General features: G+C 43.3%; 15 protein-coding genes. 3 read left to right on the top strand and 12 right to left on the bottom strand.

Features of this window, described 5'->3' with window-relative positions; genetic code table 11:
- Positions 1–9 precede the first annotated feature (9 nt).
- The 9 genes from M2273_RS12080 to M2273_RS12040 form a co-directional block, all read right to left on the bottom strand.
- Positions 10–864: an ROK family protein gene (locus tag M2273_RS12080; protein WP_429397072.1), complete on the bottom strand. Its 855-nt coding sequence runs from the start codon at positions 862–864 to the stop codon at positions 10–12.
- Positions 857–2,110 (bottom strand): MFS transporter, encoded by a 1,254-nt coding sequence (locus tag M2273_RS12075; protein WP_429397070.1) that lies wholly within the window; start codon positions 2,108–2,110, stop codon positions 857–859. The genes M2273_RS12080 and M2273_RS12075 overlap by 8 nt, the downstream gene beginning before the upstream one ends.
- Before the next feature lie 218 nt (positions 2,111–2,328).
- The gene (locus tag M2273_RS12070) at positions 2,329–4,185 is read right to left on the bottom strand and encodes a carbamoyltransferase family protein (RefSeq protein WP_429397068.1); all 1,857 of its coding nucleotides are present in this window, start codon (positions 4,183–4,185) and stop codon (positions 2,329–2,331) included.
- 6 nt (positions 4,186–4,191) lie between these two features.
- The gene (locus tag M2273_RS12065; RefSeq protein ID WP_429397066.1) at positions 4,192–4,341 is read right to left on the bottom strand and encodes a DUF5989 family protein; all 150 of its coding nucleotides are present in this window, start codon (positions 4,339–4,341) and stop codon (positions 4,192–4,194) included.
- Between the two features lie 12 nt (positions 4,342–4,353).
- Positions 4,354–4,752, bottom strand: a complete 399-nt coding sequence (locus M2273_RS12060) for a hypothetical protein (RefSeq protein ID WP_429397064.1) — start codon at positions 4,750–4,752, stop codon at positions 4,354–4,356.
- On the bottom strand, positions 4,736–6,790 hold the full coding sequence (locus tag M2273_RS12055; RefSeq protein WP_429397062.1) for a hypothetical protein: 2,055 nt from the start codon (positions 6,788–6,790) through the stop codon (positions 4,736–4,738). The genes M2273_RS12060 and M2273_RS12055 overlap by 17 nt, the downstream gene beginning before the upstream one ends.
- Before the next feature lie 13 nt (positions 6,791–6,803).
- Positions 6,804–8,087 (bottom strand): glycoside hydrolase family 71/99-like protein, encoded by a 1,284-nt coding sequence (locus tag M2273_RS12050; protein ID WP_429397060.1) that lies wholly within the window; start codon positions 8,085–8,087, stop codon positions 6,804–6,806.
- A gap of 103 nt (positions 8,088–8,190) precedes the next feature.
- Positions 8,191–9,720 carry a RagB/SusD family nutrient uptake outer membrane protein gene (locus M2273_RS12045; protein WP_429397058.1) on the bottom strand — a complete coding sequence of 510 codons (1,530 nt, stop codon included), beginning with the start codon at positions 9,718–9,720 and terminating at the stop codon, positions 8,191–8,193.
- Between the two features lie 39 nt (positions 9,721–9,759).
- The gene (locus M2273_RS12040) at positions 9,760–12,786 is read right to left on the bottom strand and encodes a SusC/RagA family TonB-linked outer membrane protein (protein ID WP_429397056.1); all 3,027 of its coding nucleotides are present in this window, start codon (positions 12,784–12,786) and stop codon (positions 9,760–9,762) included.
- 305 nt (positions 12,787–13,091) lie between these two features.
- Here M2273_RS12040 and M2273_RS12035 point away from each other — a divergent pair, with 305 nt between their 5' ends.
- Positions 13,092–13,655, top strand: coding sequence for a Crp/Fnr family transcriptional regulator (locus M2273_RS12035; protein ID WP_429397054.1), 564 nt, complete (start codon positions 13,092–13,094; stop codon positions 13,653–13,655).
- A gap of 72 nt (positions 13,656–13,727) precedes the next feature.
- A complete protein-coding gene (locus M2273_RS12030; protein WP_429397052.1) occupies positions 13,728–14,054 on the top strand; it encodes a DMT family transporter in 327 nt (108 codons plus the stop codon).
- Between the two features lie 264 nt (positions 14,055–14,318).
- On the opposite strand, the gene M2273_RS12025 is transcribed toward M2273_RS12030, so the two are convergent.
- Positions 14,319–15,986 (bottom strand): hypothetical protein, encoded by a 1,668-nt coding sequence (locus tag M2273_RS12025; protein WP_429397050.1) that lies wholly within the window; start codon positions 15,984–15,986, stop codon positions 14,319–14,321.
- Between the two features lie 999 nt (positions 15,987–16,985).
- Between M2273_RS12025 and M2273_RS12020 the strand changes: the two genes are divergently transcribed.
- A complete protein-coding gene (locus M2273_RS12020; RefSeq protein ID WP_429397048.1) occupies positions 16,986–17,390 on the top strand; it encodes a VOC family protein in 405 nt (134 codons plus the stop codon).
- An 831-nt stretch (positions 17,391–18,221) separates the two neighbouring features.
- On the opposite strand, the gene M2273_RS12015 is transcribed toward M2273_RS12020, so the two are convergent.
- Both M2273_RS12015 and M2273_RS12010 read right to left on the bottom strand, forming a co-directional pair.
- Positions 18,222–19,628, bottom strand: a complete 1,407-nt coding sequence (locus M2273_RS12015) for an efflux transporter outer membrane subunit (protein WP_429397046.1) — start codon at positions 19,626–19,628, stop codon at positions 18,222–18,224.
- A gap of 23 nt (positions 19,629–19,651) precedes the next feature.
- Positions 19,652–22,819, bottom strand: a complete 3,168-nt coding sequence (locus tag M2273_RS12010; RefSeq protein WP_429397044.1) for an efflux RND transporter permease subunit — start codon at positions 22,817–22,819, stop codon at positions 19,652–19,654.
- Positions 22,820–22,841: the final 22 nt, after the last annotated feature.

The raw sequence follows: 22,841 nt of genomic DNA, 5'->3' as shown, positions 1-22,841 counted from the left end.
ATATGAAATTTATAATTGACTATCATAATACAAAGCCGCAGCGCCAATAATACCACTGTTCTCCAGTTCAGATACTTCTACTCTGATTCGTTCTGCAGTTTTTGTATAGACAAATGTTTTGATCTCCTGCCACATGCTCTGCTCAAAAAATGCGTAGGCATGCCGAACAGATCCGCCCAACACAATTAATTGCGGATCATAAGCATACATTACCTGTTTTATGGCATGGCCTATATGCATACCCAGTTCCTTATAAAGCCCTAATGCTTTGGCATCACCGTTTTTCGCATCATCAAACACCTGTACACCATCAAGCCCATACACATTGTTAAAGAACGACCCGCTGCAATAATATTCCAAAATGTTATCGAGGTAAGGAAACAAGCCAAATTCGCCTGCACCACAGTTAAAACCAGGATATAAATGCTTATTGATCATGACACCGGCTCCCAAACCTGTCCCCAATGTTAAACCGATCATAGAATCAGCGTTACTGCCTTTGCCAAAATAGTATTCACCCACAGCAAAGCAATTAGCATCGTTATTCACATAAACCGGAATGTGGTAACGCGCCTCCATCAGTTGCTTTAAATGCACCTCTTTCCACGTTGGTATGTACTGCACATCATATACAATACCTTCAGCTACATCAACCACACTGGGTACACCTATGCCTATGGCCGCTACTTTATCTGTTTGCAGTAAAGCATCAACAACCTTATAAATATCATTCAGTACATCTTCAACAGCGCCATCACTTTTTATTTTTTGCGATACGATTGCTGATAAGGAGCTGCCGTGTACAATAGCGCCCCGTATATTGGTAGCACCCAGATCAATCCCTATAACTTTGGTATTATTCATGAGTTGATTTCTTTTTTATGTCGATGGTTTTATTGGTGATAAGGGGTTTTGCCCAAAAGCCCACGCTTAAAATGTAACCGAGGGTGATATACAAAAAGAACATTCCCGCCCGTAAGCCAAATGCATCACCCAGCAAGCCGATAACTGGTGGTATTATGGCGCCGCCAATGATGGCTGTAACCAGCAAACCGGCAAAAGAACCATGGTCTTTATTAACAGAATTAAGTGCCAGCGAGAATATAATAGGATACATAACCGAAGCAAAAAAACCCACCAACGGAAATACCGCTAAGGCTACATTAGTTGGCCCGAACAAGCCTGCCGTTAAGCAAATCAAAGCCAGTATGGTAAAACTGATCAGCACTTTGCGGCTGTCCATTATCTTCAATAAAAGCAATCCGAGGAGGCCTCCGGCAGTCATCAGTCCCCAAAAATAGGCAACGGTATCAGCCCCTTTGGTTTGCGGATCAAGACCATGATAGGTGCTCAAAAATTGCGAGATCCAGTTGGCAATACCCTGCTCAGTGCCTACATAACAAAACATAGCCACCAAAAAAAGGATAACAATGGGTTGTTTAAACAAGGAGAAATGAGTTTGTAAAGAACCCACCTGCTCATCTTCCTTCAATTCGACCTTAGGGAATTTTGTAAGCGCCAGCAAAATGACCATCGCCAGGCAAATTACCGTAAAGAGCCAGTAAAGCGAGATCCAGGGCAAATTATCAGGCACCAGGGAGTGCAATAGTCCCATTATTCCGCCGCTGTTATCTTCTTTTAAGGCTTTAACCATATAAGAGTAAACCAGTGGACTAAGGAAAGACGCCAACCCAAATATCAGCTGGGCAAGTACCGAAGTAAAGGCATAATTCTCTTCGCCACCCGATGTTCTTAACAAAGGATTGATCACCACCTGCAGCATGGCCATGCCGCAGCCTATCAAAAATAACGATACTATAGCACTTAAATAATTAGGAACCATTGCCAATAAAAGCGAACCTAAAAAAGCGACAATGAATGCCGCCACCATGATCTTTTTCTCTTTAAAGGTTTCCAGCATAATAGCCGATGGAACTGACATAACGCCGTAAGCGATAAAGAATGCCAGCGGCAACACACCTGCCATGGTATAACTGAGGTTGAATACTTTAATAATATCGGGTATCAGCGGCCCTATTACATTGGTTAAAAACGAAATAACAAAAAAGATCAGCATGATCAATGCTACAATGTAGTAGTTACGTTTCATGGGCTATAATTAAAGGTTCATGATTTTGATTGCGTTAATATCCGTATTAAAATCATTTAAAAATGCAACTTATTTAAATTGTTACAATAACTTTTTAAATAATTTTATAAACTATAAATAGAAGCCAAGACCCACCCTGAATGTCATTTCGAACAGAGAGAGAAATGACAGTTAATAAGCCTTAACAAATATACATGATGAATTATTCAACAGCCTGCTTAATCAGGAGCAAAGTTATTTTGCAGGGCTTTTGTAGGGCTGTATTTTTGAAGCCTTTTATCAAATAAATAATTGCCGAGCACCAAATAATCCATATCGGTACGCATAAAGCCCCAATAAGCATCATGCAATGAACATACTATGGGTTCGCCACGCACATTGAAGGAGGTATTGATCAGCATACCACAGCCTGTTAATGTTTTAAAAGCGTTAATGAGCTGCCAGAATTTAGGATTTGTTTCCCGGCTTACCGTTTGTATCCTGGCCGAATAATTAACATGGGTAATCGCGTTTAAGCCCGAACGCTGGTGATATAAACGGTCGTAAATATGAAGTTGATCATAGCCGGGAGGTTCGGGGCACCGCAGTTCATCTTTAAGCGCCTCAATGAACAGCATATAGGGCGACGACTGTGTTGTTTTGAAATATTGTTCCGCATCTTCCTGCAAAACACTGGGCGCAAAAGGGCGAAACTCTTCCCGGGCCTTTATTTTAAGGTTAATGCGATTCTGCATTTCGGGGTTACGCGGATCGGCAATAATACTCCGATTCCCCAAAGCACGCGGACCAAATTCCATGCGCCCCTGAAACCAGCCCACTATCTTGCCATCGGCTATTATTTTACTTAATCCCTTCGTCAGGTCTTCAAAATTTTCAAAATGGGTATAGGTAGCGTCGTATTTATATATCAATCCCAAAATATCCTGATCATGATACTCCGGCCCCAAATATGCACCCTGCATGGAATCACCGGCACTGATAAACCGCCTTTCTTCGCCATAAACAATATGATGTGCGGCAAAGGCCGCGCCAAGGGCTCCGCCGGCATCGCCTGCAGCCGGTTGTATCCATACCTCATCAAACAACATGGTTTGCCTTACCTTGCTGTTGGCAATACAGTTTAAGGCCACTCCACCGGCCATAACCAGATTTTTGCAATTGGTGAGTTGCTGTGCTGTGCGGGCCAATGCTATTACAATATATTCGGTTACCCGTTGTATGGCAAGTGCCAGGTTCATGTGCTGCTGCGTAATTTCAGACTCGGGGAGCCTGCGGGGGAAACCAAAAAGTTTTTCCCAGCGTTTATCATCGGTCATGGTTAGCCGGGTAGCAAACCTGAAATATTTCATGTTCAGGATAAAAGATCCATCCTCCCTTATATCTATTAGCTCATTTAGTATTTTTTGTTCAAACTCCAGGGTCTGTTGTGCAGCGGCATGGCCATAAGGCGCTAATCCCATCAGTTTATATTCGCCGCTGTTTACCTTAAAGCCCAGATAGTAGGTAAATGCCGAATATAAAAGGCCCAGTGAATGCGGAAAACGGAGCTCTTTTAAGATCTTGATATTTTTGCCTTGTCCGTGAGAAATAGTGGTTGTTGCCCACTCCCCTACACCATCAATGGTTAATATAGCAGCCTCCTTAAACGGGGATGGATAATAGGCACTTGCCGCGTGCGACAGGTGGTGCGCGGGAAACAACAGTGGAATATTACCATTGCCCAACTGCTTTAATTGCTTACGCAGCAGTTTCTTCATAAAAAGTTTTTCCTTTATCCAAACCGGAATTGCCGATACAAAGCTGAGGACTCCGGCCGGGGCAAAAGCATGGTAGGTTTCTAAAAGCCGTTCAAATTTGAGCAGGGGTTTATCATAAAATGCTATCGCGGTTAAATCGTTCAGTTCGAGCCCGGCTTGTTGCAGCACAAAGCGGACAGCATTTATGGGGAAACCTGCGTCATGTTTTTTACGGGTAAAGCGCTCTTCCTGCGCCGCGGCTATAATTTTACCGTTCACGATAATTACCGCCGCGCTGTCATGATAATAAGCGGATATGCCAAGTATAGCCGTGCGCACCTTACACTAAAATAAGGCGTAAATAAACGGCCCAATGGCCGGCACACTGCTCAGGATAATAAGCACTGAAAACAGCAGCAAAATCACAATGAGCGGAACCAGCCAAAACTTTTTCCTGGTTCGAATAAAAAGCCATAGTTCGGTTAAAAATTCCATATACTTTTCCTGTTAAAAGGTATGCAAAAGATCGGTTTTGGTGTAAGTATGGTTTATATCGGTCATTACAGATTGCCTGCCTTTTTTAAATTGTTTTAACTGCAAGGTATCCCGGCCCGTCATCCGTCTGAATAAACCAACCGGAGTTACCACCGCAAAAAACAAGATAAGCATAATAAGCCATGAGCTAATAAAACTCACCCCTCTGATAATGGCAAACCAGATTATGGCGAAGGGGTAAAAAACAAATGGCCACAAAATAATTAGCAGCGTGGCCATCAATGCCGCCACAAAAAAGTACCGCTCTTTAAAATGTAGGCCGGCATATATAGCTGCCAATACAACCAGCAAGCCAAATTCAAGGCATTGCCGTTTGGTAACCGGTGTAAATATTTTATTGATGCCTGCCATTGTTTATCTGTTTAGTTTTGATCTGCGCCAGCAGTATCAGGGCTTCGCTATTTTTACTATCGGCTTTCAATACTTCTTCGGCATACTTATATGCACCATCGGTATTGTCCATTTTATAATAAGTTTGGGCAATGCGGTTTAAAATGGGTATTGCCAAAGGACTTGCCGTATAGGCTTCTTTAAGGTGGATGATCTGTTGGGTGTAGTCCTTAACTGCCTGCAGGTTAAAGCGGCTTGTGTTGTTACTAATGGCGTAATCAATATAAGGGAGTGCATCCGTTGGCCTGTCCAGTTTTAAACAGAGCACAAACAGATACCGGGCTTTATCAAATGATGGCGACAGGTCAAATGCTTTTTTAAAGTAAAACACGGCATCGTTATAATCCTTTATTTCACCGCTGAGCATAGCAATTCTTTCATAAAGCGCAGTATCCAAAGGATTTTCCAGAACCAGCGTTTCCAGCACTTTTTTGGCGCTTACCAGCTGACGGCTATTAAAGTAAACATCAAATAATTTACCCATAGTTTGGGGCCAGCTTACGTTTTTAAATACGTTACCGGCAGCCAATTTTTCCTCAGCAGTAATTGTATCAATAGCGGTGTCGGTGGTATCATTATAGGGCCAGCGCTTTTTAAGATTTTTGATCCGATATGTGCCCGCAAGGGAGTCAACCCGGGTTACCGGCATATCCTGTAAAAGCTGTTTAAAGTCCATTGCTTTGGTTTTATCTACCGTGATCAGGTGATTGCTCACTATTGATCTGTAAAACGCATCGGCCATGAGCGCATAACCCATCAGGTTAGGGTGCACATGATCAACCAGCAGTTCATTACCAATGATATGATCGGTTGTATAGGCTTCAAATGCGGCTTTAGTATCAACCAAATGTGTACCGGGATATTTACTGCATAGCTCAGTGATGATCTGGTTAAACTGATCGAGCGCCCTGAACCTTAACCCATCCAGATCCTTTGCCTTTGAAAAAAACCGCCGGGCCTGTTTAAGATCACCCTCCTTATCAAAAACTGCCCCAAGGTAAAAGTTGCAAAGTGCATGGCCATCAAACAGTTCATTAGCCGCGCTAAAGTATTTTTCGGCAACGGACAAATTATTAACGTTAAAAGCATTTAATCCCGTTGCATAATTTTTTTGAAATAGGGGATATTTTAAACTCCCCGGTTCCAGACTTATAAATGGTTTAAGATCTTTTTGGTTGCTAACCAGGTTGCTTAAATAAAGTGGGATCTGTTTTTTGCTGAACAAACTTACCACTTCTTCCATATTGGTGGCAAACTGCTTCAGCCCTTTTTGGTACAGATCAGACTGGTAGGGTATTTCCTGATCTCCTACCATCAGTTGCATCCTGCTTGCGCCTAATCGTTCATGGGTGTCAAAGGCCTTATGAATGCCTCCATATACATTGGTAAGCAGCTGCCATATTTTAAACTGGCGTAAATATAATACCAGCTTAACGGTACGCGGGTTGCTGCCTATATTTTGGGTTGAACCAACACCCAACGCCCCATAATATTCATTATGCCCGGTGTATATAAACACGGCATCGGGCTCATAATTAACTACTTCTTTAGCAAAACCCGCTACTGTGTATGAATTAACCGCTGTTAGTGAAAGATTAATGATCTCGAGCTTTTTATCGGGCAGTTCGTGCATTAGCCGGTATTGCAGCCACCTGTGGAATGATCCGTTATGGAAAAACGGGTATCCGATAGTGGTTGATTCGCCCAATACAAAGATCCTTAGCGTATTTGCATCTTTTTGCTTTTTAAAGGGTTCGCTGTTGCCGGTTGTGGCAATATCCTCATCGGTAAAATACCTCTTTGATGCATCGGGGTTAAAAACGAGGTAATTGCTATTGCTTTTGTAATCAACAAACAGGTTAAGGTTATGTCCGTAATGCACCAGCCTTAATACCATCTCCAATAAAAATAAAACCAATAAAGGTATCAGTATGATACTGATACCCTTAAACAACATGATCCTTCTTTTTGAAGGTGCTATGTTTTTATTTTGAGGCATATTTTGTGTATGCTTAATTACTACGTACCGGCAGTGTATAGCTTAATGGCTTTTCATTCCTGAGCATTTTTGCAGCTTCGCCGGTTAACCATAAGTAATGATCACTGGGTTTGCCATCCATATCAATAAATTTGGCGCTATTACTTACTGGTGGTTTATCGGTCACTTTAAAGATAGCTGTTCCTTCGTTAACCTCATCAAACATGGCTACATAAAGCATTTGTGCACCAGCCTGCAGGGCAGTTGAAATTTGCTGCCAGTAAAAACGCCCACCCTGCCGGGGTATGGATGCCACCGGTTTTACATCATCAGGAAATTCATAGGTACTCAGGTTATGCCAGCTAAAACCCGGATAAACGCAGGGTACATACTCCACATGATTGGTTTTGCACCATTGCATATCGCCAATCAGCAAATCGCGGTAACGATCCATATCATTATGCAACAACGGCGAAAAACGCTGTACTGTCCACGGTAAAACAATATCGGCTTGTTTTATAACTTCATGTAAAAAGGGATCATTCAGGCAATCTGAGTTCAGATCGCGCCAAAATGTAGGTACACCCAGCATTACCGCACAGCCACCATAAACCGGGTCGTTCTTTAAAAAATCAATCAGTTTTAAGATACCAATGTTACGGGTATTATACGGCCTGTCAGGAAAACCAAGTCCCCAGATAGCCACAACAGGTTTATTATTGTTGTTTAAATAGGTTTTAGTCCCCGGCTGGTTGGTTACTTTTAATGAATCAACCAAATATTTCCAATCGTTGATGATAGCAGAGCAATCCTCGCCTGATGCGTTAAGGCCCGACAGGTCATACATGATGGCTATTGCCCTGTCGTATTTTGAAGCGGCTTCCAACGCGTTTTTAATGACTACACCTGTTCCCCTGCGCGCACGGTCGCTTTTAATAGATCCCATAAAGCGCTGCATAAAAACCCCGTCGACCCCATACTCCTGCATCCATTTAAAATGCAGGTCGACAGTGCTTTTATCATAGGAGCTAAACAATTTTGCATTGCTGCCATCGGCCAGTTTAAAAGGTGTTGTATAGGTGTTTTTATACTCACTTACATCAGGCCAGGCATCAACCCCGCAGCGAGTTTCGCTGGCAAAATAATGACTAAAGCCCGATTTTGTGCCATCACCCTCGGCCCGGAACCAACCCTGGTAACCGGCCATAACCAAACCATGATAGGTTGGGTATTTTGTAACCTTTGAATGTTTATTTTGAGCGTTAACAGCTACACTTAACATTAAAAAACACATTATTGAAAAGTGTATTTTTTTCATAATCGCATGGGTATATTTTATAGGTTTTTAATTAATACTAAAGAAAGCCTGACCATGCTTACACATGGCCGGGCAATTCTTTAATTGTGACAAGGATTGTTTTTTAGTATCCCGGATTTTGCGTCCAGGCCGGGTTACGGTACATTTCATTTTGCGGAATGGGTGCAATGTACCTTTGACTTATATCACCCGTGAAGTTTATAGGGTTTTCCTTATTGCCACGGGCGGCAATTATCTCGGGTAGCATTTGCAGGCGTACAATGTCAAACCATCGTATACCAAATTCGCCGGCAAACTCATAACCACGTTCATTCACTACGGCTTTTTGAAAATTGGTTGCCGACAGGCCAGGTGTTAAATTTGGCAATCCTGCGCGTGTACGTACTTGATTAACAGCGATATAAGCAGCAGCGGATGGACCACCTGTTGCCATAGCCGATGCTTCGGCATAATCCAGCAGTACAAGCGGGTAACGGATAATATCGGTTGTTTTGTTGGTGCTTGGATTAATGGTTTGGATAGTTGTCGCGGTTTCAATAACACCATCATTAAGCCCCGCTCTGAATTTTTTATAGTATGGATGGCCGGCATGTGTTTCGCTGGAATTCCATGGCACCAGTTTAAAGCTTTTATCGGCCTGTATTAATTTAAGGGTTGTATAAAAAGTGGCGTCAGTACGGGCGCATTTTGGAGCATTCAGGAAAAAATTGATCTCAGGGTAATAATCATCCCAACCGCTTGAGCCATTGCTGGCAACCTCATCAAGCGGAACACTTGACGATCCGAAGGTACGGTTTGGCGATCCACCGCCTACATTAAACTGTATAGCAAAAACCGACTCTGAATTATTGTTGGTTGTAAAAACCGCGGCATAATCATTCATCAGGCTATAGGTACCTGTTTTAATTACCGAATCGGCCTCGGCAGCGGCTAAGGCATAGTTTTCCGTTTTTTTAAGCGGCCAGCCTGCCATAGTTAAATACACATCGGCCAGCATAGATCTTGCCGCCATTTGGTTTGCCCGGCCCGGCTGACCGGGAAACGAAGTTGGCAAAAGACGTTTGGCAATTTTAAGATCGTTAACTATTAAACCATACACACTGCTTACATCACTACGCACAGGCCTGTCATCTACCGGTATTACTTTATCAATAAGCGGTACCGGACCAAACGTTCTTACAAGGTTGTAATAGCCCCAGGCCCTTAAAAAATATGCCTGGCCAACCGATTGATTTTTTAAAGTTTCGGTTGAGTTAACCTGATTGTAATTGGTAATTACATTATTAGCCTGGTATATGGCTGTCCAGGGGCCGTTCCACTCGGCGTTCATGCTGCTGTTTGAGCTGCTACCGTTTAATTGGTCAAACGCGCGCATATCACCCTTATTTAGTCCGGGGTCTGTTGTAAGATCATCGGCTCCAAAGTATGATGTACTTTTACTGGTAAAGGCATACGCCCCATCTACCGCGTACATGGCATAAATTGAAGTTACCGCAGCGTCAAGATCAGCCTGTGTTTTTAAATAATTCACTGGTGTTAAGTTTCCCTTAGGATCCTCGGTAAGCTTTTTTTGACATCCAAAAAACGATGCCAGTACAATGAATGCTAATGGTATAGAATATCTTGTTTTCATCTTTTTATCTTTTATATAGAAAGCAAATAATTTTATGATTTATAAAGTGGCTCTTAATCCAACGGTATAGGTTTTAGGATTCGGGATAACCCCCGTTTCTAAACCCTGGGTAATGGCATTGGTTGAATTGGAAACTTCGGGATCATAACCAGGGTATTTGGTAATGGTCCAGATGTTTTGCCCGCTTACATAAACCTCCAAACTGCGGATCTTTGCCCGGCTTAAAATGCCTGTTGGGATAGTGTAGGCCAATGAAAGGTTTTTAAGCTTAATGTAACTTGCATTATATACAAAGCGACTGCTGTTTATAAAATTCTGGCTGGTACTGCTAAAAGTTGGATTATTGGTTTCGTTGGTTGGTGTCCAGATGTTTAAGGCAGTGGTTGAAGTAGCATTACGTGCATCGCCTAAGCCGCCAAGGGTATAAGGGATAGTTCCGCTATAGATCTGGTTGCCATGGGTGCCCTGGAACATAAAGCTTAGTGTAAAGTTACCATAGCTCACATCATTGATAAACCCAAAGCTGTATTTAGGCGATCCGTTGCCAATAGGCATCAGGTCGGCACCAGTATATTTATGGTCGCCATCAACATCGGTGTATTTGGCATCGCCTGGTTTCATACCAAATAAGGCGGCCTGCGCGGCCTCGCTTGTTTTCCAGGTACCTAAAAACTGGTAGCCATAAAATTCGCCAAGCGGTCGGCCAACCTTTAATATAGCAACACCAGTTTGTGCCGATCCAATATTGTTTACAACAACATTATCCAAACCGCCCAGATCCACTACCCTGTTTTTATTAAGCGAAAGGGTAAGATTAGTGTTCCAACGTACCTTGCCGGCTAAAGGCGTTCCGCCTAATGCAAACTCAATTCCTTTATTATCAAGGCTGCCAATATTAACCTGGTATAAACCACCGCCTTGATAATATGGCGCCTGTTTATTGTACAATAAGTTGGAGATCTTTTTGTGATACGCGTCAACAGTAAACGTTAACCGGCCTTTAAGAAACGACATATCCAATCCTGCATCGGTAGTGGTTGTAGTTTCCCATTTGAGGGTATTTGATACCGGCGATCCTAATGGTGTACTTACAGATGGTGTAGAACCATCAAAATAGTATGCAGGTCCGCCGCTGGTATATTGCGGTATGGTGGCGTATGCCCCTACTGCCTGGTTGCCTGTTTTACCCCAGCTGGCACGAAGTTTTAAGTCAGAAAAAACATTCAATCTTTCGATAAAACTTTCATGTGCCGCGTTCCATCCTACAGCTAATGAGGGGAATGTGCTGTACTTTTCGGTTAAATGGGATGAACCATCAGAACGTATACTGGCAGTTAACAGGTATTTATCTTTATAAGAATAATTAACCCTGCCCATAAATGATTGTAAAGCATCCTGCCAATAGCCGGATGTGGTAAGCTGGGTTTTGCCCAAACCTAAATTGTAATAACCAAGCGCGTATGACGACAGGTTTTTAGCCTGCGCGTTTACATTGGTATTTTGCCGGCTTTGAAACTCGTACAACGCGGTTACCGTTAATGAATGATCGCCCAGCTTTTTCTTATAGGTAAGGAAATCACTTGTTTGGTATGAGCGGTATTTGCTGTTACCAATAGAGGCATAATCGCCGCCAACCTGACCTAAACCCGTTTCAAGGCCGTACAATGTTTGCGTCATTTGCGATTGTGTTTCGTAGGTGTTATTTGATGTAAGGGTCAGATCATCAAGGATGCGATAAGTGAATATACCTGTACCGGTTATGTTTGTAGTACTCACATCAACCTGCTGGTTGTTAGCCTGCGCTACCGGGTTAACCTGGTTAGAGGCATATTTAGATTTTAAAATATACTTTCCGCTTGCATCCTTAATAGGCGAAGTGGGGTCCCACTGAAATGCCTGAGCAAAGGGATCGGTAATATCACCAGAGTAACCGGTATTGCGGCTTTGAGGCAACAGCGTTGTCAGGTTAACCTTAATGTCCATCCTGTCATTTAATTTGATGCCCAGGTTTGCCCTAAGTGTGGATCTTTTATAATACTGATTTAAAATTAAACCGGGCTGATCAAGATGATTAAATGATACCAGGTAGTTAACGTTTTCTGATCCGCCCGAAACATCGGCCTGATAGTTTCTGATCCAGGGCTTTTGTTGAACAGCTTTTTGCCAGTCGGTTCCCGGATTATTTTTAAAATTAGCCAGCTCTGCATCCGTGAACGCGGCCGGATTGCCTGTTGTGGCAAACTGGGCATTTACCGTACGTGCAAAATCATAAGCATTCATTAAATCAAGCTGTTTTGGTACGCTTGCTTTACTGAACCAGGTACTGATATTCACGACCGGTTTACCGGTTTTCCCGGTTTTAGTGGTAATAAGCACCACGCCATTTGCACCTCTTGAACCATATATCGCTGTTGCGGATGCATCCTTCAAAATCTCCAGTGACTGGATATCGCCCGGGCTTATTGATTCAATATTACCACCTATGTACCCATCAATAACATACAAAGGGTCATTGGAACCTGTAATAGAGTTTGCCCCCCTGATGCGCACGCTTAAACCAGCACCTGGCTGACCGCTGTTACTGGAAACCGTAACACCTGCAGTTGTACCCTGTAAGGCTTGCTCAACCCGTACTAATGGCCTTTTCGCGATCTCTTTAGCGGTTACCGTGCTGGTGGCTCCGGTTACATCCCGCTTTTGCTGTATACCATAACCAACGGCAACCACTTCATTTAGTCCGATGGTTTTTTCAACCATGGTTACATCAAGGGTGGTTTGCCCGCTCAGGGTTATTTTTTGATCCTCAAAGCCTACGTAGGTAAATATAAGTGTAGCGCCGGCCGGTGCATCCAGCTTAAATACGCCATTTATATCTGTAAGGGCAACAATAGTGCTTCCCAGTACTTTTACCGAGACCCCGGCCAGCGGATTGCCTTTATCGTCTTTAACTTTCCCGGTTACCTGGGCTGCAAGCAGGGCGTTTTTATGCACTTTTAAATGTGTAGTACCTGCATAACCAGTTAATGTTATACAGCATGCTACTAACATAAATAGAAATCTTTTCATGCTTTATTAAATTAGGGTTTATTAAAAATTGGTTCGTTTATAAAACAGGAGTAAAAAAATGAGGAATTATTAATAAATTCTTAATAACAGATTAATGCGCAAATAATTAACAATTAATAAAAACAAGCATTTGACTATCAACACATTGAATAATCACTATTCATGGCTTTTGTGCGCTAAAACGCGTACTTTATGCATAAACGGGTATGCGTTTTTATCAGAAAAGTGCCGTAATTTTCCTTTATTATTGCTAAAATGAGTGGGTTTAACGCGAAAATGCGCGTTAAAATAACAAATCAGTTAAGGTGGAAATCGAACAAATCATTAATCAGATCTATACCATCCCTGAAACATCGGGATTAAAATTACAGCAGGTAATTGAGGAGATCACTTTGCCCAAAGGGCATATTTTGTTCGAGGCCAACAAAATTGGCAGAAGCGTTTATTTTATAAAAAAAGGCATTGTACGGGCTTACTTATTTCAGCACGATACCGAGGTAACCTTTTGGTTTGGCCGGGAGGGCGATACCATTATCTCCATGAAAAACTATGTGGAAAATAAACCCGGATACGAAAATATTGAGCTTTTAGAAGATTGCATACTGTACCGCATCAAAAACCGCGACCTTCAAAAGCTGTTTACCGAAGACATACACATTGCCAACTGGGGCCGGAGATTTGCCGAGACCGAACTGATAAAAGTGGAGGAAAGACTAATCTCCAGGCAATTCAGTATGGCTGCAGACAGGTATAAGGAACTGCTTACCAATAGCCCCGACCTGATCCAGAGGGTACAACTGTTTCATATTGCCTCCTACCTGGGTATTACACAGGTTAGCCTGAGCCGTATAAGATCAGAAATCAGATAGCGCCATTATTTATCATATGTTAATTTTTAGGCTGTTTATCCTCGCCACCTTTACAGTCAAATAATTATCATTATGAATTGGATCATATTAATCATCGCAGGTTTATGCGAGGTGGCATTTGCCTCCTGTTTGGGCAAAGCAAAAGATACCACAGGTACCGAAATGTACCTTTGGTATGGCGGTTTTTTGGTGACCATGACGCTCAGCATGGTACTGCTTCTTAAAGCCGCTCAAACTTTACCCATCGGAACAGCTTATGCCGTTTGGACAGGGATAGGCGCCGTGGGTACCGTATTGGTTGGCATCCTGGTGTTTAAAGACCCGGCCAACTTTTGGCGGCTGTTTTTCCTGAGTACTTTGATCGTCTCTATTGTTGGGATCAAGTTTGTTTCTGAATAACTATAAAACAGAACCGGCGACCTGATATGGTCGCCGGTTCTGTTAAACGTGGTCCGGGATAAGAAATGAGTAGCATATACAACAAAAACCATGTCATTTCGAACGAGGTACGAGGAGAAATCTTATACAATACTTTATTATGAATAACATTGAGTATAAGATTTCTCCTCACCCCACCACTTTACCCGGCACGGTTCGTCGAAACGACATTTTGAGTTTAGTTTCTTACTCTTAACTCCCATTACTGATCATCAGACTAAAGCCTTATTGATTTATCCTGAACGATTCTGTAGCGGTTATGGTAGAACGTGTACAGGTCATGGCCTGGGTTCCTCCTTCGCTCGAAACGTATTTCCCGTTGTTCCCTCTGAATGAAATGGTTCCATCTGCATTGAAAACCCAGTCGAACTGCTCCCAGGGACCAATTGCGGTGCGGTTACAGTTAATGGCCTGCGTTCCGTTTTCTGAGGATACGTATTTGCTGGAATTTAACAAGGCCACTTTTCCGCCTCCCGCGTTAACAACAGTAAACTGCTCCCATCCCTGTGCTACCGGGCGATTACAGTTCATGGCCTGCGTTCCGTTTTCAGAACTTACATATTGGTTATTTGAACCTTTTATGGTAACCGTTTGCCCGAAGGGCACCGTGCCGGTACCACCTACTACCGGCGGGGTGGGCCGGGTGGCTGTTAATGCGATTTGCCCTTTGAGCATTTTACCACCGTCGCCGGTTAAGCGCAGGTAATAATCTGCTGAACATATGGTACCGTCCTCATCCAGCGATAAAAAGTTGGAGCCTGCCGGAACAAATGAAGAGTTTTCAGTGGTTTTAGCGATCTGGTTCCCCTCGTTGTATTCATCAAACATGGAGATATACAAACCCTGGGCACCGCCCCTGATCAGGTTATAAAACTGGGTCCACATCAGGTCGCCATGCGCCCGTTGGTGCAGTTGTAAGTCACCCGGCAGCACACAAGGCTGGTAATCGATACCATTGGCATTACAATAGGTCTGGTCACCTGCCTGATGATCGTTATAGAAGTTATTAGCTTCAGTTACATTACTTATTTTACCGATCATCCATGGCGATATCATATTCAGCGCAGTAGCAGTTGGTAAAAAGTTGGGCTGTATATCGGTAGCATTGGTATCGCGCCATGAGGCCGGTACCCCACCTATCACATAACAACCCTGGGCTTTAAACCAATTGATCACATCTAAACAAACAGCCGAAGAAAATGGATGGTTAGCATCATTAAAACCCAGTCCCCAGATACATACTACCGGTTTCCCGTTTTGTTTGGCATAGGCTGATGATGAAGTATAGGCCGACATTTTATTAGTCCAATCAGTTTTGATCTCCGATTGCATATTCGTCCACCCGGTTATATCATACATGATATAAAATTTACGCCCAGTAGCCTCGGCTGCAGTTTTTACCTTAGCGGTTATCGCATCACGCACGGGGCCTTCCCCACCAGTAGGGTTAAAGCGTTGCAGAGCGGCACAATCTATATTGTTTTGCTGCATCCACTGAAACTGTACGTTTACAGTTTGATCATTAAAAGATGAGAATAATTTTGCCGGACTTCCATTATTTAAATTAGCAAAACCCGTTTGATACGAACTGGTATACTCACGCATATCAGGCCATGATTTGATGCCTATATTATTTGTTGATGGTGCCTGGCCTGCATTCGGCGCCCAATGCCACCAGATGTTAATTGGCGAACCATCACCTATGGCGGCAAACCAGCCCTGGTAGCCCACGGTTACCTTCCCTACCACATCACCCACCGGCGATGCAAATGTTTGTTTGTTTTTTCTATCGGGGGCTATTGATGAATTGCTTTTAAGATCTTTTTTTGAACAGCTGCTTATTATGGCAAATACGGCTAATAAAAATATAGCTTTAATACTTTTCAGATTCATAATTTAAATGTTTAATAATTGGTTTGATGTGGTTAATACTCCGGAATAGACGCATTTAACCCTAAGGGGGTACAAAAACATAATTTTTCATAGTTAATAGTTAAATAAAACCTAAAGCTTTTTTGAGGACAAAGCTTCTCAGTTACAATTGGTTATTAACTATAAATTAAGCGCGATGCTATTAAAAAAAGCTTAATAATTGCTTAATTGATAAATATTATTCAATTTATAATTAACCAGCAAGCTGATTGTTATGCTTATTAAAAAAATTTAATGTGTTATTTTTAATAATATGGGAGATAACATAAACATGGAACCATGCCTGAGAAGGCCGTAAAACGAAAAGCTTTGTCTCGTTCTGAAAAAAGTTGACTGAAACAAGTTATCTATGATGTTTTTTAGTACTACAATTAACAAACATGTCATTGCGAGCGATAGCGTGGCAATCTCACCATACGGGTTGCATAAGCAAAGTTCCTTACTTGTCCTCTGAGATTGCCACGCTATCGCTCGCAATGACAATATGTAATATATAATATAAGTCAGTTTTGGGTTTTCGTAGGGTCTCTCGGAGAGGACCCTGCGTGGGCTGTGGGTTAGTTGATTGCCCTGTATAGCTTGCGCAGGGTCCTCTCCGGGAGACCCTACGCGAACAAAAATCAGGTTTGGAATATCGTCTTTATAATCCTTTTTAAGCTTATCAAACAGGTAATTTTCAGAATCGGCACCGATATATCCAGCGCTGACTGACAGCGCAATTATTTGACAATCAGCCATTTTTGACTTCTGTGAATAAAGCTTAAAATTGCCATCAGCACGAATAAAAGATTTGAAAACAGATTTGGTAATGTCCAAAAATAGATGGAAATTGCTCAAAAGGTTGTGCATAAGAAACACTTAACTGGCGTTAAATATTCTTTTAATATAGACGATCAATACACTGCACAAATTTATCTTTCATCATTTGATCACTTTTTAGTCATACAAACACGTTTAAATATGAAAAAAGTAACGGGCCTTGGCGGCGTATTTTTTAAATGCGATGATCCGAAAGGTATGAACGAATGGTACGCCAAAAATCTTGGATTGGCTACCAGTGAATACGGAACAACGTTTGAGTGGCGGCAGGACGATGATCCGTCAAAAAAAGGATCCACATCATGGTGCACGTTTCCGCAGGATACCAAATATTTCAATCCGTCGGCCAAGCCATTTATGATCAATTACCGGGTAGAAAACCTCGTTGCGCTGGTTGACGAGCTAAAAAAGGACAACGTGACCATTGTTGATGAGATTGCGGAATATGAATATGGCAAATTCGTCCATGTGCTCGATCCGGAAGGGAACATTATTGAGCTCTGGGAACCAACAGATGATTCGGATCAGGATAACGTAGCAGGGTAACCCGTAGGTAATATATTTTCCGGGTCGGCTTTTTAATCGCACAACGCTTTAAATAATTAAATAAGTCATGCCGAATTTATTTCGACATCTCACTTGCAATTCGCTTTTTGACCCTGCTTGTGGGGTGCTGAAACAAGCTATCCATGACGTGTTTGTTTCATCAACAGCAAACCCCATCGGGGTATCGTGTTTATAGGATAATAATATCAGAGCATTAGCTCCATAGGAGCTTCCTGATCAAGTGTCAATAACGTTAAAGGAAGCTCCTATGGAGCTGCTATTTACTCAATATTACTATTAACACGATACCCCAATGGGGCGTGGATAAGCCTTTGCCCACTATGCTTCGACAGGCTACCCATGACGTGTTTGTTTTTAGTTCCCCTCTTGAGAGGGGGCGCGTAGGAATCGAGGGTAGCAGGGGTGTGTTTATACGTGCGATGAAAAGCCCCCTCCACCCCTCTCAAGAGGGGAATAGCTCATCAAAAGACAGTCGGGTTATTTGGTAGATAAAATTCCCTCCTTGGGGAGGGGCGCGATGGTTTGTGTAATGGCAGGGAGGGGTTTATTCGTGATGTGGGTCGCATAAACCCCTCCCTACACCCTCCCGTCGGGAGGGAATCGTACAGGCCAATACTTTAAAATTTAATCCTATTAAACTTTGCGGAGAAATAAGCACCACCCACAGTTGACTCACCCGGTCTACGCTTCGCTGGACCACCCTCTCCGGCTTCGCCGCAAAGAGGGTAAAGGAAAAAAGGTTGAAATCCCCTCTTTGCGCGGAGCGTAGAGAGGGGTGACAAGCGCAGCGATGTCGGGGTGAGTCGATATTTACCTCCATCCGCCACCCAGGGCGCGGTACAGGTTCACAATGGCCTGTAACTCCTGCAACCTGTCGTTAACGCCGCTTAACTGGGCCGCTAACAGATTTTGTTCGGAGGTTAATACATCGGTATAATTGGTTGCCGAACTGTACCTTAATAGTTCCTGTGTAAAGTCAACAGATTTTTGCAGCGCTATGATCTGTTTGCTGCGGGCATCTTCTTTTTCAATAGCTGTTTGATGGGCATATAAGGCATTGGAAACCTCTTGTCCGGCCACCAGCAAGGTTTTTTGAAAACCGTTCAAGGCTTCCTGTTGCTGCGCCTGCGCGGTACGCAAACGGGCCTTGTTTATCCCCTGGTTAAAAATGGGCTGGGTTAAACCTGCTGCTGCATTATAAAATATGGATTTATTAAAAAAGTCCTTTAAGCTTAAAGTGGATAATCCGCCGGAAGCGGTTATCGTAAACGAAGGATAAAAGTAAATGCGGGCCAGGTTGGTATTTTCAAACGCAGCCCTGAAAGCATATTCACTTTGCTGTACATCCGGGCGGTTGGTAAGCAACTGCGTTGGTATGCCTGCCTGTAGTTCATTCACCATTTTCTGATCGGCCAGGTTACTGCGGCTAATTGGGCCTGGTGGCCTCGAAAGCAATATATCCAGCGCATTTTCCGTTTCGCGGATACTGCGTTTAATATCAGGAATGGTTACCTCCGCGGCATAGCGGTTAGCCTCGCTTTGTACTACGGCAGCGCCATTTACTACCGCGCCTTCTTTAAGCTTCTTCATGGTTTCCACATCAATGATCCTGTTCTTCAGGGTTTGCTGGGTTATTTCCAGTTGCTTGTCTAAAGCCAGCAGCGAGAAGTAATTATTGGCAATATCCGCTATCAGCTGGGTTTGTACAGCTCTTTTGGCGGCATCGCTTTGTAAAAAGCTGGCAAGGGCCGCTCTTTTGGTACTGCTCAGTTTGCCCCATACATCAGCTTCCCACGATGTGCTTAAACCAGCCTGGTAGGTAGTGGTAAGTGTGTTAATATTGATGCCCGGAGGAAAATTTAACCCTGCCTGTGATTGTTTTGACCGCGACACACTTGCATTACCGCTTAAGCTTGGCAAAAAAGTCGCTTTACTTTGCTGTAATGCTGCCTGTGCCTCCAGTATTTTTTGCACAGCGGTTTTCAGATCAAGGTTATTATTCAGGCCTTCCTGTATCAGCGATTTTAAAGCAGTATCTGCAAACAGGCTTTGCCAGGGCATGGATGCGAGCGTAGCGGTATCTGTTGACTGCTGACCACGATAAAGACCATTGGTATTTACATCGGGCTGCTTATAGCTTTTGGTTATTCTGCAGGATAGCAACGCCCCCGAAAGCAAGGCAAATAAAAATATATATTTTAAACAATCTCTGTTCATAATTGATCTTTTTAACTGATGAATTAATGAGCACCTTTTACTTCAATCGTGTCATCCTCATCATCTTCTTCGTCATGTTTTCGCTTCCCGCTTACTTTTTCCTGCAGGTGCTGGAAAATAATAAACAATATAGGGATCACAAACACCCCGAACACGGTTCCTACAAACATGCCCCCTACCGCGCCTGTACCAATGGAACGGTTACCATTTGCTCCGGCTCCGCTTGATACCATGAGCGGCATAATACCAAATATAAAGGCAAAGGAAGTCATCAGGATAGGCCGTAAACGGGCCTCGGCGCCCGCGATGGCCGCGGGTATCAGGTCCATCCCCGCCCTGCGTCTTTCCAAAGCAAACTCCACGATCAGGATAGCGTTTTTGGCCAGCAAACCGATGAGCATAATGAGCGAGATCTGTAAGTATATATTACTGCCGATACCGAAGATCTTGGCAAACAGGTAAGTACCCGCCAACCCTACCGGCAACGAAAACAACACCGCGAACGGTAGGATATAACTCTCGTACTGCGCGCTTAACAGAAAGTAAACAAACACCAAACAAAGTAAAAATATGTAGGCAGATTGTGTACCGCTTGACAGTTCCTCGCGGGTTAAACCAGAGAATTCATAGCCATAGCCCGCGGGCAGGCTTTGCAAGGCAACCTCTTTGATAGCCTGGATAGCATCGCCTGAACTATAACCAGGATTAGGCTGACCGGAAACTGAAATGGCGGTAAACAAGTTAAAGCGGGATATAGACTCGGGGCCAAACACCCTTTTCAACGAAATGAACGACGAGATTGGGGCCATGGTACCGGCGCTGTTCCGCACAAATATTTTGCTTAAGCCGGTTTCATTGGCCCGGTAATCATAATCGGCCTGCACCATTACACGGTACTGTTTACCAAATTGGTTAAAGTTTGATGCATATAAACCACCATAATAACCCTGCAAAGTATTCAACACCGAATTTACAGTTACCCCCGCTTCCTTACATTTAGCCACATTAATATCAACCTGGAACTGCGGGAAGTTTGGATTGAATGATGAGTTGAGATTTTGAATTTCCTTACGCTTTCCAAGTGCCGCGATAAAATCATTACTTACCTTAAATAATTCATTTACCGTATGGCCGCCTTTATCCTGCAGCTGAAACTCAAAACCATCGCTATTACCAAAACCCTGTAACGTGGGTGGCGAAAAATAAAACACAGTAGCTTCCCTTAAACCGCTGGTTTTGCCATAAAGTTCACCGATGATGCTCTCCTGGCTGTCTTTTTTATCTTTACGGTGCTCCCATGTTTTCAGCTTCATGATCACCATGGCATACGCGCTTCCTGATCCTGCTATAAAGTTAAAGCCCACCAGTTTAAGCGTATTTTCTACAGCCGGGAAAGTATGACCAATGCTATCAATCTTATTGGCAACCGCGTCTGTGCGTTCCATTGACGATGCCGGGGGCAGGCTTATTGCGGCAAATACAACCCCCTGGTCTTCATTAGGCACAAAGCTGGATGGAGTGGTTTTTATGAGATAAATGAGCGTAGCGGCAAATACTGCTATTACGGCAATGGCTATCCATTTTTTATGCGCCAGGAAATTTACCGACTTTTTATACTTACCACTTACCGCCTCAAAAGCAGTATTAAACACTACGTAAAAATGATTTATAAACCCATGTTTGGGGGTTCCTTTTTTATGAGGTTTTAAAAACAGGGCACATAACGCCGGACTAAGCGTTAACGCGTTCACCGCCGAAAGCAAAATAGCTACAGCCAGTGTAATACCAAACTGTTTATAAAACACCCCGGTTGAGCCTGATATAAAGGTTACCGGTAAAAACACGGCCGACATTACCAGCGTAATGGAAACAATGGCGCCGGATATTTCGCTCATGGCATCAATGGAAGCTTTACGTGCCGATTTATAGCCCATATCCAGCTTGGCATGCACAGCCTCCACCACCACAATGGCATCATCAACCACAATACCTATAGCCAGTACCAGCGCAAAGAGCGTAAGCAAATTAATAGTGAAACCAAACAGGTTGAGGAAGAAGAAAGTGCCTACAATAGCCACCGGTACAGCGATAGCCGGGATCAGGGTCGACCTAAAATCCTGCAGGAAAACAAACACTACGATAAACACCAGTATAAATGCCTCGATCAGGGTGCTGATCACCTTTTCGATAGAGGCATCCAAAAGCTCATTGGCATCAACCAGGTAAGTGATCTTCATCCCCTTTGGGAAGGTTTCTGACGCCGCATCCAGGATCTTTTTTGTTTCATTGATCACATTACGTGCATTTGAACCCGCCGTTTGACTGATAGCCACACCTACCGAAGGTAAACTGTTGGTAATAATGTGAAAAGAATAATCCAGCGAACCTAATTCAACCCTTGCCACATCACTTAAACGCAGCAATTGCCCGTTACCTACCGATTTAATGATCATGTTGCCAAACTCGGCCGCGGTTTGAAGCCGGCCCTTGTACCTGATCACATATTGAAAGGATTGATTACTGTTTTCTCCAAATTTACCCGGGGCTGCTTCAATGTTCTGTTCATTCAATACGTCGGTAATATCATCGGGGATCAAACCATAGCGCGACATTACATCAGGCTTTAGCCAGATACGCATGGAATAATCTCTTGAGCCAAAAACCTGGGCATCGCCCACACCTGTAACACGTTGTATTTGCGGTACCAGGTTTATCTTGGCATAATTTTGCAGAAATGTTTCGTCGTAAGTTTTGTTTTCGCTGTATAACGAAAATATGATGAGGTTACTGCTTTGGCTTTTGGCTACCGTAACCCCAGATTGCGTTACCACCAGGGGCAGCAAACTGGTTGCCCGCGATACCCGGTTCTGTACGTTCACCGCGGCCAGATCGGGGTTGGTACCTACTTTAAAATAAACGGTGATAGATGCCGAGCCGTCATTACTGGCAGAGGAGGTCATATAGGTCATGTTCTCCACACCGTTGATCTGCTCCTCCATGGGGATGATCACGCTTTTAAGCACAACATCGGCGTTGGCACCGTTATAAAAGGCCGATACCTGCACCGTTGGCGGCGCTATATCCGGGTATTGTGATACAGGCAGGTTAATAAGTCCTAATATGCCCAGTATCAACAACAAAACCGAAATAACAGTTGATAGTACCGGGCGTTCTATAAATTTTTTAAGCATAATATTGCTTTTGCAGGATTGA

Source organism: Mucilaginibacter lappiensis (genome assembly GCF_050433765.1).
Lineage (GTDB): Bacteria > Bacteroidota > Bacteroidia > Sphingobacteriales > Sphingobacteriaceae > Mucilaginibacter > Mucilaginibacter lappiensis_A.
The sequence above is the reverse complement of the archived record's forward strand: the minus strand, read 5'-3'. Positions and strand labels throughout refer to the sequence as shown.

Coding starts and splice junctions, on each gene's coding strand:
- M2273_RS12080 (WP_429397072.1), bottom strand. CDS start 864: ATGAATAATACCAAAGTTATAGGGATTGATCTGGGTGCTACCAATATA.
- M2273_RS12075 (WP_429397070.1), bottom strand. CDS start 2,110: ATGAAACGTAACTACTACATTGTAGCATTGATCATGCTGATCTTTTTT.
- M2273_RS12065 (WP_429397066.1), bottom strand. CDS start 4,341: ATGGAATTTTTAACCGAACTATGGCTTTTTATTCGAACCAGGAAAAAG.
- M2273_RS12060 (WP_429397064.1), bottom strand. CDS start 4,752: ATGGCAGGCATCAATAAAATATTTACACCGGTTACCAAACGGCAATGC.
- M2273_RS12055 (WP_429397062.1), bottom strand. CDS start 6,790: ATGCCTCAAAATAAAAACATAGCACCTTCAAAAAGAAGGATCATGTTG.
- M2273_RS12050 (WP_429397060.1), bottom strand. CDS start 8,087: ATGAAAAAAATACACTTTTCAATAATGTGTTTTTTAATGTTAAGTGTA.
- M2273_RS12045 (WP_429397058.1), bottom strand. CDS start 9,720: ATGAAAACAAGATATTCTATACCATTAGCATTCATTGTACTGGCATCG.
- M2273_RS12040 (WP_429397056.1), bottom strand. CDS start 12,786: ATGAAAAGATTTCTATTTATGTTAGTAGCATGCTGTATAACATTAACT.
- M2273_RS12030 (WP_429397052.1), top strand. CDS start 13,728: ATGAATTGGATCATATTAATCATCGCAGGTTTATGCGAGGTGGCATTT.
- M2273_RS12025 (WP_429397050.1), bottom strand. CDS start 15,986: ATGAATCTGAAAAGTATTAAAGCTATATTTTTATTAGCCGTATTTGCC.
- M2273_RS12020 (WP_429397048.1), top strand. CDS start 16,986: ATGAAAAAAGTAACGGGCCTTGGCGGCGTATTTTTTAAATGCGATGAT.
- M2273_RS12015 (WP_429397046.1), bottom strand. CDS start 19,628: ATGAACAGAGATTGTTTAAAATATATATTTTTATTTGCCTTGCTTTCG.
- M2273_RS12010 (WP_429397044.1), bottom strand. CDS start 22,819: ATGCTTAAAAAATTTATAGAACGCCCGGTACTATCAACTGTTATTTCG.